Below are 16,779 nucleotides of genomic sequence, written 5' to 3'. Positions count from 1 at the left end.
GAGCGCTTCTTAATTATTCTGTTAAGCTCAATTTCATTAACGCTTACTTTGTATTAAAATGCAGATTAAAAAAACAACGTCACATGAATGTAACGTTGCTGCTTATTGAATATACTATTGAGTTAATATACTGCGCCAAATACTGTCTATTCTTGAAATTCAAGCGGTTTTGGACGACGTTTCATTTTAAGGAGTTGGGAAATGACATAAATGAGAATGCCAGTCCAAATAAAACAGAATGTGATAAACTGATCCATATTAAATGGCTCTTTAAATACAAAAATACCCAGTATAAAAATAAGTGTCGGCCCAATATATTGAATAAAACCCATAAGTGATAGTGGAATACGAATCGCGCCCTCTGAAAAAGCAAGAAGCGGTATCGCGGTTACTGCGCCTGAAAAAAGGAGCCAAAATGATGACATATTGATTCCGACACTTAACCCTGACGTTTGTCCAAGATATATGAGATAGATCAACGCCATTGGTGCAGTTGCTAATGACTCAATCGTAATACTACTTACTGCAGGCATAGGCACTAATTTTTTGAGCAGGCCGTATATGCCGAATGAAAAAGCTAAAAGTAAAGAAATGACTGGAAATTCCCCTACTTTGATTGTCATATAAACGACACCTATAGCAGCAAAGAGAATTGCAAGCCACTCTAAACGATTAAAACGTTCTTTAAAAAAGATCATTGCCAGTAAAATACTGACTAGCGGATTAATGTAATAACCTAAACTTGTTTGTAGCACATAACCAGAGTTAACTGCAAAGATGAATGTCCCCCAGTTCACTGCTACAACGTATCCCGCTAATATAATGATAAAAAGTTTGAGTGGTTTAGCTATTAAATTTGAAAAATCTTGATAGACTTGCTTTTGTTGGCCTATTAACGGAATTAAAATAACCATAAATATGAGTGATAATACAATACGAAACATTAACGTTTCAGTCGCATCTATCCCACGAATTAATGTCCAATAGAGTGGGAGTGTTCCCCACATGACATAAGATATTACTGAATAAAAAATCCCACGTTTAAACGCCTGATCTTGATACAAATCAGTCCCTCTTTTCTAAAAAAGTTTTCATGAATTGCTTATTCACTTTTATTTGCCCAATATTGATAATAAGTCGTTTCGATATAGCCATTAAAAAGTTTACGTCGTTTTGTTGCTTTACGATTAACTAAATGTTCGAATGCTTTATGGCTTGTCATAATATACAGTGAAAGTTGAGGATTTTGATGCAATAATGTACCTAAATAGCGATACATAGCTTCTACTTCATCGCGGTCACCAATACGTTCACCATAAGGCGGGTTCCCTATTAGCCCGATTGGCCCTTCATGCGCTATTGTTAAAGTGTTGACGTCTTTAACTTCAAATTTGATGATATCGCCAACCCCTACTTCATCAGCATTTCGTTTTGCGATTTCAACCATTTTAGGGTCAATATCTGAAGCATAGATTTCTATTTCTTTATCATAATCAGCCTGTTGATCTGCTTCATCTCTCAGTTGATCAAAGAGTCCATCAGGAATTATATCCCACTGTTCTGAAACAAATGAGCGATTAAAGCCAGGTGCAATATTTTGGGCGATTAAACAAGCTTCTATTGCGATAGTTCCAGAACCACAAAATGGGTCGATTAATGGTGTATCGCCTTTCCAGTTTGCAAGTTTAACTAAACTCGCGGCTAACGTTTCTTTAATCGGCGCTTCACCTTGAGCGAGTCGATAACCGCGTTTGTTAAGTCCAGAACCAGATGTATCAATTGTTAAAAGAACACGGTCTTTTAAAATATTGACTTCTACAGGATATTTCGCGCCGCTTTCGTCTAACCAGCCTGACACTTCGTATGCTTTTTTAAGTCTTTCTACAATTGCTTTTTTAGTAATGGCTTGGACATCTGGTACGCTATGTAACGTCGATTTTAAGCTACGACCTTGTACTGGAAACTGTCCATTTTCAGAAATATAGTTTTCCCAAGGAAGATTTTTAGTTTGTTCAAATAAATCGTCAAAAGTTTTTGCTTCAAACTGACCGATAATTAATTTGACACGATCTGCTGTACGCAACCATAGATTGGCTTTAATTAATGCAGATGCATCACCTTGAAAGTAAATGCGTCCATTTTCAACGCGCGTTTCGTATCCTAACTCTTGTACTTCTTTGGCAACAATCGATTCAAGCCCCATTGGACATACTGCTAATAATTGATACACAATCATTCTCCTAACATACATATTTGGAATTAAACTGCCTATAAAATATCAAGTCCTTCCCCGGCATGTAAGGAAGGCTAGAATTGTAAAGAAACTGACTTACATGTATACGTGATTAAGTCAAGGGTCCTTAATTTCTGAAATAACATTATGATTCATGGCAAGACGCGTCCTATAAAACCTCTAATTTTTTGGACGCTTTCCTTCTCCAACTCAGCAAGTTAAAAATTTTAAAAATTTAATCGTCACTTTTAGGGATGCGATTGATTTTTAACTATTATTTTGTAAACCATTGAAAAAATATTTTCAGTGAATTTTTTAACACAATTTTATTTTAACACACGATTAAGCTGCTTCATTTATTTTTTGCATAAATGAAGGGCTGGAACTCGATGTCCCAGCCCGAACTAGTTGAGATATTTCCATAAGCCATGTTCTGTACTATTGTACTCATTACGTGCACTAGCAGCACTGGTACGCCAGTTGTAATCATCTGTCTGAAAGGGATATTACCTTTCCTCGTCTATACGTTGAATTTCGTTAGACAAGTGCTCCTACCAAATTTGGATTGCTCACTCGAGGGGTTTACCGCGTTCCACCTTTATTATTTCTAATAAAGCTACGTCACTGTGGCACTTTCAAACTAATATAACCATATCTAATGACTTAGGTTAGTTCATTGCCGTCAATATCATTGATATTGCCTTGACTTATTGTTTCATCAAGCACGAACACTACAGTCATCTCAGACTGTGTGAGCATGGACTTTCCTCTATATGTAAACCATATAGCGATTACACGAAATATCCTTAAAAATTATAGCATTTTTAATCTCAAAAGCAATGACTATTTTCCAAAGACCGCTTTTTCTAAATTAGAAATACGTTTTAATATGTCTACGTTATTGCTTTGAGTTGAACTTTGGTTAGCGAAACTCTTATTATCTTGAGGTCTACTTGAAGCAACACGAATACGTAGATCTTCAATTTCTTTTTTCAGCTTGTGATTTTCTTCTGATAATTTAATCACTTCATTATTTAGGTCTGCCATTTTTTGATAATCAGCGATGATATCGTCTAAAAATGCATCAACCTCTTCTGGTCTGTACCCACGTACCATCGTTTTTTCAAAATCTTTTTCATAAATGTCTTTTGCTGAAAGCTTTAACGAAACATCTGACATTTGTTCCACCTCATTTGATTTAAATTTCTTCTGACCATTGTAAATCATTGATAAAGCTCATAATTTCGTCAAACGTCACAATATCACAAGTATAGTTTGTTTTTTCAACAAAATCAACTAACTTCTGTTTGAAGAACTTAGGGCTTGCCTCTTGTTCATCATCATAAATTAAGACTGTGACATCCGTATGGTCCAACATAAATTGATCTGCAGCTTGAAATTGAAAAGGGCCTTGATAAGCAGATTGGTAAATACTATTAACATAGTCGCTCTCTGCTATGATTTGTTGGTACTGTAATTGGTTAGCCTCATTCCATTTAGAGCTATGATCTAAAAAAGGCGTAATGACACCGAGTTTCAACTCTGGGTATTCCTTTTTAAGTTCAATGACACATTCTGCAGCCCACATTTCAATTCCCAACTGTCCTTGTATTAATACCCATTCAAGCCCCTCTTCAATGTATTGAATGAGTTTTTGAGTAATAAATTTTTTTAAATAGGTCACTTCTTTCGCTTGGGAATCAAAGATTTGAAGTTCATATGATTTATAACCTGTAATATACATCGTTTTATACATCTTTATGACCCCCGTTTTGAATGAGATAATTCAAGTCGTGTTGAACCGCTTTAAATCGATCTATAAATATTTTTTTACTTGTTGTGGATTGGTGACAGCTGATAGCAAGCTCTGAAATAAGTGATTGCATACGCACAAATTTTTGACGATTAAAATATGGAAGATCTTGAATTTGATTCTCATACAAATTTAAAGATGCTACATCTTGATCGACTTGTGCAACAAAAGGTGCAATGTCTTCGTAAAATTCAAATGGGTGCCCTTCCCTAGCCTGTTGATAACGCAAAGAGATATGGTTCAAGTCATCAAGAAGTTTTTCGATTGCAGATTGCATAAGTGGTATCACCTCATGTTAGATTACTTCGATTTTATCATATTCAAATTCAAAGTTTTAACCAGATATGTTTAGGGGTAACGGTCAAGACCTATCTATGTTACAATAATGACAGTTTATGAATCGTTTTTTTGATTTATAAAACGCCTATCCTATCATGTTTAATAGGACAGCAAACATGGACTGTAGGTGAAAAAATGAATTATCCAAATGGTAAGCCTTTCAAACCAAGTCGGACTCAAGACGGAAGCCCTGTGCGTCATAGTTCTAGTAAAATAAAATACGGTGGCCGTGGGATGACATTAGAAAATGACATTGAACGTTCTAATCAGTTCTATTTGAGAACGAATAAAGCTGTGATACACAAGAAACCGACACCTGTGCAAATTGTTCAAGTCGATTATCCTAAGCGGAGTCAAGCTGTAATAAAAGAGGCTTATTTTAGAACGCCTTCAACCACTGACTATAATGGTGTTTATAAAGGCTTTTATATCGACTTTGAAGCGAAAGAAACAAAAAATAAAACGTCCTTTCCATTACAAAACATTCATGAACATCAAGTGAAACATATGGAGCAAGTTGTGGCGCATGGCGGTATTGCATTTTTGTTATTTCGTTTTAAAGGAATCGATGAAGTCTATCTTTTACCGTTTAAGCGATTTATTCCATTTTGGGAGCGTTACATAAAAAATGGAAAAAAATCAATTAAGGTTGAAGAAATTCAAGAAAATGGTTACTATATTCCTTATCAGTATCAACCCAGATTAGATTACCTCAATGCAGTTGATAAGTTGATATTAGATGAAAGTGAGGACCGCTTATGACGGAAAAGAAAGGGACTTCTAGTCACGCCAACAAGAAGTCCGGTCAAAAAAAGAATAAAAATATTAAGCGTACGATTATTAAGGTGCTGAGCTTTTTAGTTCTAGCATTTGTCATTTTAGCGTTATTAGCTGTTTTGCTTTTTGCTTACTATGCGTGGAAAGCTCCAGCTTTTAACGAATCAAAATTACAAGATCCGAGTCCGGCGAAAATTTATGATAAAGATGGCGATTTAGTCAAGACGCTTGATAATGGTGCAAGACGTGAACATGTTGATTTAAAAGATGTTCCAGATACGATGAAAGATGCTGTACTTGCTACTGAAGATAACCGTTTTTATGATCATGGTGCGATAGACTATAAACGTCTGTTCGGCGCTGTACTTAAAAATGTATCTGGTGGTTTTGGTTCACAAGGTGCTTCAACTTTAACGCAACAAGTTGTTAAACGAACATTTTTGACTGACCAAAAATCTATCGAACGTAAAGCGCAAGAAGCATATTTATCTTATCGTCTTGAGCAAGAATACTCTAAAGATGAGATCTTCCAAATGTACTTGAATAAAATTTATTATTCTGATGGTGTTTATGGCGTTAAAGCCGCAGCAAAATACTATTTCAATAAAGACTTGAAAGATCTTAATTTAGCAGAATCTGCTTATCTTGCTGGTTTGCCACAAGTTCCAAACACATACAATGTGTACGATCATCCTAAAGAAGCTGAAAAACGTAAAGACACAGTGCTTTATTTAATGGCTTATCACCACCGTATTACTGAAAAGCAAAAGAAAGAAGCACAAGATACGCCAATTACAGCGAACTTAGTTAAACGTTCAGCTGAAGAGCGTCAAGTTAAACCGGATGATGATTCACAACAATACAATTCTTACGTCAATTTTGTGAAGCAGGAATTAATGGGTAACCCTGAATTTAAAAATGAAAATTTAGCAGATTTATTAAATAGCGGTATTAAGATTTATACGTATATGGATAAAGATGCTCAAAATTCTTTACAAAGTCATATTGATAATGGCGGCTATTATAAAAATGATGATCAGCTCGTCGGTTCAACAATTGTAGACAGTAAAACAGGTGCCCTTGCAGCTATTTCTGGTGGTAGAGATTATAAAGATGTTGTTCAGCGTAACCAAGCGACTGACGCACACCCTACAGGCTCTACATTGAAACCATTCTTAGCTTATGGTCCAGCTATCGAAAAATTACAATGGGCGACAAACCATTCTATCCAAGATGAGCAGTCGTACAACATTGACGGTGGTACATTCCGAAACTATGATCAGAAGAGTCACGGTACAGTTTCGATTTATGATGCATTACGTCAAAGTTTTAACATTCCAGCTTTAAAAACTTGGCAACAAGTAAAAGAACAAGCAGGAAGTAAAGCACCAACTGATTTTGCGAAAAAAGTAGGACTCGAATATGAAAATTCAAATATTGGTCCATCTGAAGTTCTAGGTGGTTCATCTTCTGAATTCTCACCTACGCAACTCGCTTCAGCTTATGCTTCATTTGCTAATGGAGGAACTTATAATAAAGCACACTCTATTAAGAAAGTTGTAGAGGCAAATGGCGATACAGTTGAATTTGATCATACAAGTCATAAAGCGATGAGTGATTATACGGCTTATATGATAACTGAAATTTTAAAAGGTACGTTTGAAGCTTATGGTTCAGCTTATGGTAACAGTGTTTCAGGTGTCCACATGGCAGCTAAAACAGGTACAGGCACATATGGTCAAGAAGCGTATCAACAATATAACTTACCTGACTCAGCCGCTAAAGACGTCTGGATTACAGGTTTCTCACCTAAATACACAATGTCAGTATGGATGGGCTTTGACAAAGTTAAGCAATATGGTGAAAACTCATTCGTCGGTAGTAGTGAACAAAAATATCCTCAACTTCTATTTAAAGATGTCATGAGTGAAATTAGTCCACACGATGGTGAAGATTTCAAACGCCCTGATTCTGTAAGTGGTAGCGGTAAAAGTTTATATGTATCAAAATCACCGGATGGCCATACAACAAGTAACTTTACAGAGTCAAGCGGAGGTTCTAACTCCAATTCGACATCTGGATCAAGTGATAGCAACAATGAAAGTCAGAATTTGAATAACGGTAACCGTCCACAACAACAAGGTAACAATAACTCAAATAATAATGGTGGTTTTTTCGGTCATCTTTTTAACCGATAAATCATACAAATATCCCAGTTTACTCAATGCGAGAAAACTGGGATATTTTTTGTCTTTGATTGATGTTTGAAATCATTGTATGAAGATGAAGAAGAGTCATTCAATGTGATGTCGCGCACGATAAGCGGCATACATTTTAATCAGTTCTGATTTGAGTGTTTTCATTTGTTGGTAGCCCATATAGTGATGCTTTCTTTCTTCAATATATGCAAGTCGATCAACAATATTAAACGGAACGATTGTGAGTGTATCCAAATCAAGTTGTGCTAATGAAGTAGGTTCGACTTGGTTAATTGCGTAAAAATAGTCCATTAACAATGAGTAATATTGATTAAGTAATGGTTTGGCCTGTACACTGCCAATTTGACGACTTTTGGCGAATTGATCTAATTCTTTTTCTAAAGTAGTCATTTGATTTAATTGTTCCATCAACTAGTGCCCTCCTGCTGCTTTAAGTGATGCACGATAACGCTTTTGACCTTCTCGACAATCATCAAATAATGGACAAACACCACATTTCGGTTTTTTAGCTAGACAATGATAGCGACCGAAGAAGATAAGTTGGTGGTGGCTCTTTGTCCAGCGTTCTTTTGGAATGATTGACGTTAATCGGCGTTCAACTTCAGTTACATTATCTTTCCATCTACAAATGCCTAAACGTTTAGATACGCGTTCAACATGCGTATCTACTGCAAGTGCAGGTTCACCAAATGCGACACTCATCACTACGTTTGCCGTTTTGTGACCGACACCAGCAAGACTTTCTAGTTCAGCAAGTGTATGTGGAACTTCCCCATCGAATTGATCAAGTAAAGATCGACTTAATTTTTGTATATTTTTTGCTTTGTTTCGATAAAGTCCAATCGAACGAATATCTTGTTGTAATTCCTCTAAATCAACAGCTAAATAATCTTCTGGAGTATGATATTTTTGAAATAATGAATGCGTAACTTTATTGACGGTATTATCTGTACATTGCGCTGATAATAGAACCGCAATGGTCAACTCGAAAGGATTATCATGAACTAACTCGCACTCTGCATTGGGAAACATTTGATCAATCACATCAATCATTTCAAGTGCTTTCTTTTTACTTATCAAAAGGATTCTCTCCTTTCAACCAATTAAATTTTGGAAGGTTTTCTATTTTTTTAACAGGTTGTTGAGATTGAGATTGCTTTTTAAATTTTGCACGAATCGGTTGCGTATCTTCTACGGTAGTCACATTATTTTTTTGCCAATTTAATAAAATTCTATCTACGTACTTTAATGATGTCTTCTGATGTGCAAGGGCCTCGTTCAGTGCAGCATCAATAATTTTAATGTCATAGTGATCAACATCTAGCCATTGATTAATATGTTCTATTTCTAAAGGCGATAACGGACGTCCGAATTCAGTTTCTATGCGATGAAACAATTGTTTAAAAGCCTCTGCTTGAGATGTAGATTGCGTTGTTTGTTCAACTTGTGATAATACTTGCGAAAATTGTTCATAGAACCCTTCTAAGTTGATATATTCAGTGAATTTACCTTCTGCGTTTTTCTCAACTCTCATTTCTAACAAACCGAGCTGAATGAGCTTTTGAATGATGGTTGTCACTTCGAACGCTTTCATAGTTGTCCCTTTTTTTAACGTATCTATAGAAGGTTGTTCATTCGAGTGCTCGTAAGCATGCAAAATTTTAAGGAGTATCACTAAGTCATTCTCATTCAAACCTAAGTCATGATAATGCTCAAGGAGTTCATATCGAATCACAACAGGTCTAATTTGAAGTTCACGTGCATTCATACCATTTCCCCCTCACTATATTTAAATGAAGTCCGCACTGATCTATCAAACATGAGCGATAAAAAAAGAGTGAGTGAGAAACCTCTCAAAAACAGGTTTCATCATCTCACCCCGAACGAGGTTGAGACCTTTATCACATGGGGATGATAAGTGAAAATAACGTACTGACTTATCATGCAAGACAACTGATCGTTGAATTCATCCATGTGCGCCCAACTTCAATTCGATTGTTAATTAAGGATATAAACGGTTTAATAAACGTGGGAATGGTGAAGTTTCACGAACATGTTCTACTCCTGAAATCCATGCCACAGTACGTTCAAGACCAAGACCAAAACCACTATGTGGCACACTACCATATTTACGTAAATCAAGATAATATTGATAGCTTTCGGCATCGAGATGGTGCGCTTCAATGCGTGCTTCTAATAAATCAATATCATTGATACGTTCAGAACCACCAATGATTTCACCGTAGCCTTCTGGAGCGATTAAATCAGCGCAAAGGACAGTCTCTTCATTTTCAGGGTTCGGTTGCATATAAAATGGTTTGATTTTAGTTGGATAGTTAACGATAAATACGGGTAAATCATAATGATTTGCGATAGCTGTTTCGTGTGGCGCACCGAAATCATCGCCCCACTCAATGTCGTTAAAACCTTCTTCATGTAAAAATTTAATCGCATCATCATAAGAAATACATGGGAATGGCGTTTGAACTTTTTCTAATTTAGAAGTATCACGACCAAGTGCTTTTAATTCGATTTTACAATTTTCGAGTACTGATTTGACGATAAAAGCAACATAAGCTTCTTGCACTTCTAAACTCTCTTGGTGTGTTGTAAATGCCATTTCAGGTTCAATCATCCAAAACTCAATTAAATGTCTTCTTGTTTTAGATTTTTCAGCTCTAAATGTTGGCCCAAATGAGAACACTTTACCATGCGCCATCGCTGCAGCTTCCATATAAAGTTGTCCACTTTGTGATAAAAACGCATCTTCATCAAAGTATTTTGTATGGAATAATTCGCTTGTCCCTTCTGGTGCACTCGCAGTTAAAATTGGTGGGTCAATTTTTGTAAAGCCGTTATTATTGAAAAATTCATATGTTGCTCGAATAATTTCATTACGAATTTTCATCACAGCGTGTTGTTTTTTAGAACGTAACCATAAATGACGGTGATCCATTAAAAATTCTGTGCCGTGATTTTTAGGTGTAATAGGATAATCATGAGCATCATGGATAACTTCAATTTTTTTCACTTGCATTTCATAACCTAAATCTGAACGTTGATCTTCAGTAATTTCACCTGTTACATAAAGTGAAGACTCTTGTGTTATAGATTTTGCAAGTTGAAATGTTTCTTCATCTACTTCTGCTTTTACTACAACACCTTGCATAAAGCCTGTGCCGTCACGTAACTGAAGAAATGCAATTTTACCGCTTGAACGCTTGTTTGCTAACCAAGCGCCTATTGTTACTTCTTGGCCAATCTTATTTTTTGCTTCTTTAATCGTTGTTTTCATAACCATTCTCCTATTTATTAATACTGTTACTATTTTAACAAAAGTAGTTACGAACTTCTACCTAATGACTAATCTGTCGAATCATTCGATTGCATTCGATTGAGTAATCGTTCAAATTGCTGAATATTACCTTGATGTTGTTTGTAATGCGTTAATGTATTTTGGAAAAATTGTTTATATTGACTATGGATAAGTCGATTATCAAAAGATACAATGACGCCTTTATCTTTTTCGTTCCGTAAAAGACGACCCAGTCCTTGTCTAAATCGCAAAACAGCTTCTGGTAACACATAATCCTTGAAGACATTATCAAACTCATTTGCAAGTAGCATAGGCTTCGTTGCATGTTGATTCATAAATGGTAATTTAGCAATCATGACACATTTAATTCCTTCTGCTTGATAATCGAATCCTTCAAAAAATGTGCTTGTTCCTAATAAAATCGCTTTATCAAAATGATTAAATTGTTGGGCAATTTTATAATTTTGATTTTGCTGTTGCGTTAAAATCACATAATCTTCAAATTCAACCATTTGGTTTAAATAATCCATAACCGTATATAACATTTTATAACTAGTAAATAATATTAGACATTTTCCTTCAACTGTGGTCACATATCGCGCGATATAATCGACAATGGTTTGGATATATTCATCTTGGTTTTGATAATTGTAGCGCTTAATATCTTTTGGAATAAAGATATGACCATTCGGTTGAAATGTTTGTTGGGATTGAATTTGATAGGTTTGAAATGATGTTTCATCCTCAAACCACTTTTTAAAAGTTTTAAATGACTGATTAAAAGTTAAGGTTCCGGATACGAACGAAATAGAGTCAAATTTATTGAGTATCTTCTCTGATAATAGATGCTTCACAGAATGATCTTTAATATGAATTTTGATAGTTGACTTTTGTTGTAAATTTTTGAGCGATAGATAAGCCATATGTCCATCTTTTAAACCATTCTCAATGTGCCGTAATTGATCGACAATATAAAGTAAATGTTTGCGCATCGTCTTAATCACTTTATGTTTCATACTGTTAAAGTTTTCGAGTGTTAAATTAATTTGCGAAATAAAGTGATGTAATGATGGTATCAATACATTAACATCAATATCATAAACATAAAACAGTTTTGATGTTTCGTCGTCATAAATGTGTGCATTATGGACCATCTCAAACAATGTTTCAAAGAACTGTTCGTTCATATCATGTATTGCGTTAATATCTTGTTTAATGTTAAAGACGTCTATTGGCGGAATATCTAATTTTTCGAGTATTCGTTGTTGCTCCAACTGATCAATTTGTTTGAGTAACTTCTCGTTTTCTGTTTTACCAATGAGTCCTAGTTGATATTTAATGTCTGAATAGCCAAAAGCACGCATGGCACAATCAATCGCATAATCAGGCAATCGATGGGCTTCATCGATGATACAATGATTAAACAATTGATAGATCGTATGGTCTGGTGAAGAATATAATAAATGTGCGTGATTTGTAATACCAATTTGAATTTTCGAAGCATTCGTCCGTATGTGGTTATAATAATGAATATCTTTACGAATCGGCACATAAGTTTCAACTTTTTGCTCAAAATACATTTTTTGTCCACCACGTAGATTGAGTTCTTCTATATCACCCGTATGTGTCTCTAAAATCCAAATTAATAACTGCATCTTAAGTAAATTTACATCATAATTCGATGTTTCATCTTTTAACACTTGACTGATAAGTCCTAGTGAAATATAGTCTTGCTTACTTTTGATCAGTGTTGCGTTAATCGTACTATTTAGAGCATCGTTCAACATCGGAATATCATGAGATAAAAGCTGATTTTGTAACATTTTAGTATTAGTCGAAATCATTACATGCTCGCCTGTTTCGATATAATACATTAATGCAGCAATCAAATAAGCTAAAGATTTACCGCTTCCTGTGTTTGCTTCAATCAAGGCTTTATCATTATGCATCAATTGATCAAAAACGACTTGTGCCATATAAAGCTGCTCTTCTCTATACTGATATCCACAATGATTGATAATTAATTGATATAGGTCATTTAAGTCCCCTTCAAACTTTAATGTCGCTTCATGAAATTCCGGTTGTGGTTTATAAAAAATCTGCTCAAATTGTTGTAACTGCTTTTGTTCTAATGAAGGTTGATGTAATCGAACCAATTCGAAAAAATAGTCATCCAAGTTATATTTGAGTTGTTTGCTTAAATAGTAAAGCTGCTTTTTAGTATTGAGCGGGAGTGTTTCAAATTTATCAAAGGCTAAAATCATAATTCGTGCTGTCGTCCGGGCATCTTCATCCGCGCGATGTGCGTTAGTTAAAGGCACACCTAAAGATTCTGACAGCTCTGTCAATTGATAGCTTTTTTCGGTAGGAAAAGCCACCTTAAAAAGCTCTAAAGTATCGATCACTTTCTTTGGTTGATAATGAATATGACACTTTCTAAAAGAACGTTTCAAAAAATTCAAATCAAAATTCACATTATGTGCTACAAATATACAATCTTTTATTTTTGAATATATTTCTTTTGCGACTTCATGAAAATAAGGCGCTTGTTGTAACATTTCTTCTTCTATTGAGGTTAAAGCTTGAATAAATGTCGGGATTTGAATATCTGTTTTTATCATTGAATGATAACTATCAATAATTTGTTTGTCTTGTACAAATGTAATACCAATTTGTATGATTTCATCATAATTTGTTTGGTTGCCAGTCGTTTCAAGGTCGATGACGGCATAACAAGGCGATTGCGCCATATAAAAGGTGCCTCCTTTCTCTGTTTGTCGTTTATAATTCGATGTCAGCACTCATTAATCTGTGAAGATCACCTTGACGATCAACGACATGTAAAAAGCCTTGGTCATCAATTTCAACGACTTTACCATAAAACTGCTGTGATCCTTCTGTAAAACGCAATTGCTTATTCCATATATTTGAATGTGCAATGTATTCCTCTTTGATTGCAGTGAATGGCTCATTTAAAAATTGTAAATAACGTTGCTCAATATTACGCATGAGTACCTTCAAAAAGTCATAACGATTGATGTCTTGACCGCTATGTATTTTAAGGCTTGTTGCTGTATGATTTAAACTTGGGTCAAAGTCTGAATCTTCATGATTAATATTAATACCTATACCACAAATGACCGCTTCTATACCATCTGCATTGGCAATCATTTCAGTTAAAAAGCCACAGACTTTTTGAGTTCCAATATAGATGTCATTGGGCCATTTGATTTGAACTTGATCTGTGAGATAAGTTTGTATCGTTTCACAGATTGCAAGAGAAATAAATAAATTAAATGTTGTCAGCATTGAAAAAGAAATTTCTGGGCGTAAAACGACAGACATCCATAACCCTTTCTCTTTTGGAGATTGCCAAACGCGTTTGAACCGCCCTTTTCCCGCAGTTTGCGCATCGCTCAAAATCAACATAGTCCCATCAAAATCAACAATCGATTTTTTGGCAATTTGTTGTGTGGAATCGACCGTCGCATAACATTCGAATTTCTCTATAAATGTAGAATCTTTAAATAGCCCATTTAAGACGCCTTCGTGCCATTGTGTTGGAAGTTCATTTAGTTTATGTCCACGATTATGGACAGAATCGATTGAAATGCCTTCTAACTTAAGTTGATCAATTGTTTTTTTAACAGTCATTCTCGAAATATTCAGTTTTTCCGCAATGGTTTGGCCAGAGATATAGTCAGGTCTTGCTTCGGTAAGTAATTCCAATATAGTTTCACGATATTTCGACATGTTCTTTCACCCATTCAATAATTTCTTCTTGTTGATTCCCCAGTTGGCCTTTAATGATCGCACATTCAACTTCTCGCAAGGCTTTTTTAAGCCAAGGTCCACCTTTTAAATGAAGTGCATCCATTAAAATAGCGCCATTAATAGCCATAGACTGACGATCCTTTATCGGAAGTTCGTCCCATACTGTTCGAAGGGTGCCTTCATTATAAACTAAAGGGGATGGTAATGAGATTTGGTTTGCTAGCCATATTTCCTTTAAACGTAGAAGTTCAAGTGATAAATCCAAACCAAAATCATAAACAAATAATTTTAATGCATTTTTGGTCTCTATCGATTGACTTGTGTTTATCGCTTTGACCATTGCTGAGACCGAATGGTTCTGAGCTTTGCTAAGTTTCAACGATTTTAGAGTGGCTTCCCCATTTTTTAACAGAATCAGTGCTAAAAATGCTTCCAATGTAAGTGGTGTAACAATTTTCAAAGAAGACATATTCATATCTTTGAATAAAGGGATATATTGCCAAATGTTCAAAGCTTGTAGTAAAGGGAATGTCTCAGCAACAAAAGAACCGTTAAGTAATTTTGTAAGTTCTGCGATGATACGCTCAATTGATAAAAATTGTATATCTGATAATCGTTTTTGCATCGCATCATACGTTTGTGATTCGATATGGAATCCTAACTGTGACTTGAAGCGGAGTGCACGTAAGATTCTTAAAGCATCTTCATTAAATCGTGTCTCAGCGTCGCCTACAGTTCGAATCAATCGCTGCTGAATATCTTGTTCACCGTTAAAGTAATCATAACGTTGAAAAGAAATATCCATAGCAATAGCGTTCATTGTGAAGTCACGTCTTTCAACGTCTCGATATAAATCACGTACAAAATAAACCTCAGAAGGCCGTCTATGTTCAATATAAGTACCTTCAGCTCTAAAAGTCGTCACTTCATAATTTTCTTTATTCCATACGATATTGATTGTGCCGTGATCTTTACCTATAGGTATCGTATGTTCAAAAAGTGATTCGATTTCATCAGGTGTCGCACTTGTTGTAATGTCAACGTCATGTATAGAGCGATTCATAATGTAATCTCGTACTGAGCCACCAACGAAATACGCTTCATAACCATTTTCGGTGAGACGATCTATAATGGGTTGAGCGACTTCAAATTGAATACGATTCATGAATTAAAGTTCTCCTAACATTTGTTTATAATAATATTCATACTGATCTGCGATATTCTGAGAATGGAAGCGTGTCTCAACATCTTTTAGCATACGTTGTTGCATTGTTTGATAAAGTTCTGGATCTTTTAATAATTTTAATGCATAATGTGCAGCTGTATCACTATCTCCTATGTCTACAAGATAGCCTGTTTTTTCATGTTGAATTACTTCTTGAATACCACCTGCATAAGTTCCTATTGGAATAACACCCGTTTTCATTGCTTCTAATAAGGTTAAACCAAAGCTTTCTTTTTCACTCATTAATAACACAATATCTGCAATTTGATAGAAATTACTCATACAATCTTGCTTGCCTAAAAATAGCACTTCATCGGATAAGCCGAGTTCACGTACTTTCATTCGCATATCTAATAATTCTGGTCCGTCCCCGATTAATAATAATTTAGCTTTTATTTGTTTTCTAACTTTACTAAATGTGTCGATGATGGTGTCAATGCGTTTCACTTGTCGAAAGTTTGAAACATGAATTAAAACTTTTTCATCTTGTTCAATATGATAGCTTTCTTTAAAAGATGGATTATATCTTGTTGGAAACTCTGATTCTCGCACAAAATTATAGATAGGAATAATTTCTTTATTCGGCGCAATAATCTCATTTGTTTGTGCTTTAAGTGATTGACTTACACTTGTCACGACATCACTTTGTTCAATACCAAATTTTATCGCATTTCTTAACGAATGATCGTATCCTAAAACAGTGATATCTGTTCCATGTAAAGTTGTCATGATTTTAATATCTTTACCCGACATTTGTCTTGCTAAAATACCACAAATGGCATGAGGGATAGCATAATGCATATGTAATACATCTAAATCATACTCATTAATGACGTTCGCAATTTTTGTACTTAACGAAATATCATAAGGTGGGTATTGAAAAACAGAATACTGATTGACATCAACCTGATGAAAGGTAATGTTAGGAATCGGCTTTGTAAGTCGAAAAGGCATATTAGAAGTAATAAAATGAACCTCGTGGCCACGCTCGGCCATTAATATACCTAATTCCGTTGCAATCACACCTGAGCCTCCCACAGATGGATAACAAGTAATTCCAATTTTCATCGTCAATAATCTCCT

At 35.1% G+C, this 16,779-nt stretch carries 15 protein-coding genes and 1 other RNA gene; 2 read left to right on the top strand and 14 right to left on the bottom strand.

Going from position 1 to position 16,779, the window contains the following annotated elements; translation table 11 throughout:
• Positions 1 to 146: 146 nt before the first annotated feature.
• The 6 genes from rarD to MUA40_RS06610 form a co-directional block, all read right to left on the bottom strand.
• Entirely contained in the window at positions 147 to 1,064 is a 918-nt protein-coding gene (gene rarD, locus MUA40_RS06635; RefSeq protein WP_016425084.1) for an EamA family transporter RarD, read from the bottom strand.
• 38 nt (positions 1,065 to 1,102) lie between these two features.
• Complete coding sequence (locus MUA40_RS06630; protein ID WP_016425085.1) at positions 1,103 to 2,230, bottom strand: THUMP domain-containing class I SAM-dependent RNA methyltransferase; 1,128 nt, start codon at positions 2,228 to 2,230, stop codon at positions 1,103 to 1,105.
• A 420-nt stretch (positions 2,231 to 2,650) separates the two neighbouring features.
• An RNA gene (rnpB, locus tag MUA40_RS06625) (RNase P RNA component class B) lies at positions 2,651 to 3,036 on the bottom strand.
• Positions 3,037 to 3,076: 40 nt separating this feature from the next.
• Positions 3,077 to 3,412 carry a cell division regulator GpsB gene (gene gpsB / locus MUA40_RS06620; RefSeq protein WP_016425087.1) on the bottom strand — a complete coding sequence of 112 codons (336 nt, stop codon included), beginning with the start codon at positions 3,410 to 3,412 and terminating at the stop codon, positions 3,077 to 3,079.
• A 19-nt stretch (positions 3,413 to 3,431) separates the two neighbouring features.
• Entirely contained in the window at positions 3,432 to 3,989 is a 558-nt protein-coding gene (locus MUA40_RS06615; RefSeq protein WP_016425088.1) for an SLOG family protein, read from the bottom strand.
• Complete coding sequence (locus tag MUA40_RS06610) at positions 3,982 to 4,323, bottom strand: DUF1798 family protein (protein ID WP_016425089.1); 342 nt, start codon at positions 4,321 to 4,323, stop codon at positions 3,982 to 3,984. Before MUA40_RS06610 ends, MUA40_RS06615 begins: the two co-directional genes overlap by 8 nt.
• 197 nt (positions 4,324 to 4,520) lie before the next feature.
• Between MUA40_RS06610 and recU the strand changes: the two genes are divergently transcribed.
• Positions 4,521 to 5,147, top strand: coding sequence for a Holliday junction resolvase RecU (gene recU, locus MUA40_RS06605; protein WP_016425090.1), 627 nt, complete (start codon positions 4,521 to 4,523; stop codon positions 5,145 to 5,147).
• Positions 5,144 to 7,360 (top strand): transglycosylase domain-containing protein, encoded by a 2,217-nt coding sequence (locus MUA40_RS06600; protein ID WP_126496145.1) that lies wholly within the window; start codon positions 5,144 to 5,146, stop codon positions 7,358 to 7,360. Before recU ends, MUA40_RS06600 begins: the two co-directional genes overlap by 4 nt.
• Positions 7,361 to 7,456: 96 nt before the next feature.
• On the opposite strand, the gene MUA40_RS06595 is transcribed toward MUA40_RS06600, so the two are convergent.
• The 8 genes from MUA40_RS06595 to bshA all read right to left on the bottom strand — a co-directional run bounded on the left by MUA40_RS06595 (position 7,457) and on the right by bshA (position 16,764).
• On the bottom strand, positions 7,457 to 7,789 hold the full coding sequence (locus MUA40_RS06595; RefSeq protein WP_016425092.1) for a YpoC family protein: 333 nt from the start codon (positions 7,787 to 7,789) through the stop codon (positions 7,457 to 7,459).
• Positions 7,790 to 7,792: 3 nt separating this feature from the next.
• Positions 7,793 to 8,461: an endonuclease III gene (gene nth, locus MUA40_RS06590; protein ID WP_126496144.1), complete on the bottom strand. Its 669-nt coding sequence runs from the start codon at positions 8,459 to 8,461 to the stop codon at positions 7,793 to 7,795.
• Positions 8,451 to 9,149, bottom strand: coding sequence for a DnaD domain-containing protein (locus MUA40_RS06585; RefSeq protein ID WP_016425094.1), 699 nt, complete (start codon positions 9,147 to 9,149; stop codon positions 8,451 to 8,453). The genes nth and MUA40_RS06585 overlap by 11 nt, the downstream gene beginning before the upstream one ends.
• Before the next feature lie 234 nt (positions 9,150 to 9,383).
• Entirely contained in the window at positions 9,384 to 10,676 is a 1,293-nt protein-coding gene (gene asnS, locus MUA40_RS06580; protein WP_262569264.1) for an asparagine--tRNA ligase, read from the bottom strand.
• A 68-nt stretch (positions 10,677 to 10,744) separates the two neighbouring features.
• Complete coding sequence (locus MUA40_RS06575) at positions 10,745 to 13,447, bottom strand: helicase C-terminal domain-containing protein (RefSeq protein ID WP_262569263.1); 2,703 nt, start codon at positions 13,445 to 13,447, stop codon at positions 10,745 to 10,747.
• Between the two features lie 31 nt (positions 13,448 to 13,478).
• Positions 13,479 to 14,450: a biotin--[acetyl-CoA-carboxylase] ligase gene (locus tag MUA40_RS06570; protein ID WP_016425097.1), complete on the bottom strand. Its 972-nt coding sequence runs from the start codon at positions 14,448 to 14,450 to the stop codon at positions 13,479 to 13,481.
• Positions 14,434 to 15,636: a CCA tRNA nucleotidyltransferase gene (locus MUA40_RS06565; protein WP_016425098.1), complete on the bottom strand. Its 1,203-nt coding sequence runs from the start codon at positions 15,634 to 15,636 to the stop codon at positions 14,434 to 14,436. The genes MUA40_RS06570 and MUA40_RS06565 overlap by 17 nt, the downstream gene beginning before the upstream one ends.
• Positions 15,637 to 15,639: 3 nt before the next feature.
• A complete protein-coding gene (gene bshA, locus MUA40_RS06560) occupies positions 15,640 to 16,764 on the bottom strand; it encodes an N-acetyl-alpha-D-glucosaminyl L-malate synthase BshA (protein ID WP_016425099.1) in 1,125 nt (374 codons plus the stop codon).
• Between the last annotated feature and the right edge of the window lie 15 nt (positions 16,765 to 16,779).

Origin of the sequence: Staphylococcus schleiferi (genome assembly GCF_025558325.1) — a bacterium.
Lineage (GTDB): Bacteria > Bacillota > Bacilli > Staphylococcales > Staphylococcaceae > Staphylococcus > Staphylococcus schleiferi.
Note: the sequence above shows the minus strand (reverse complement) of the source record. Positions and strands in the feature narration are given on the sequence as shown.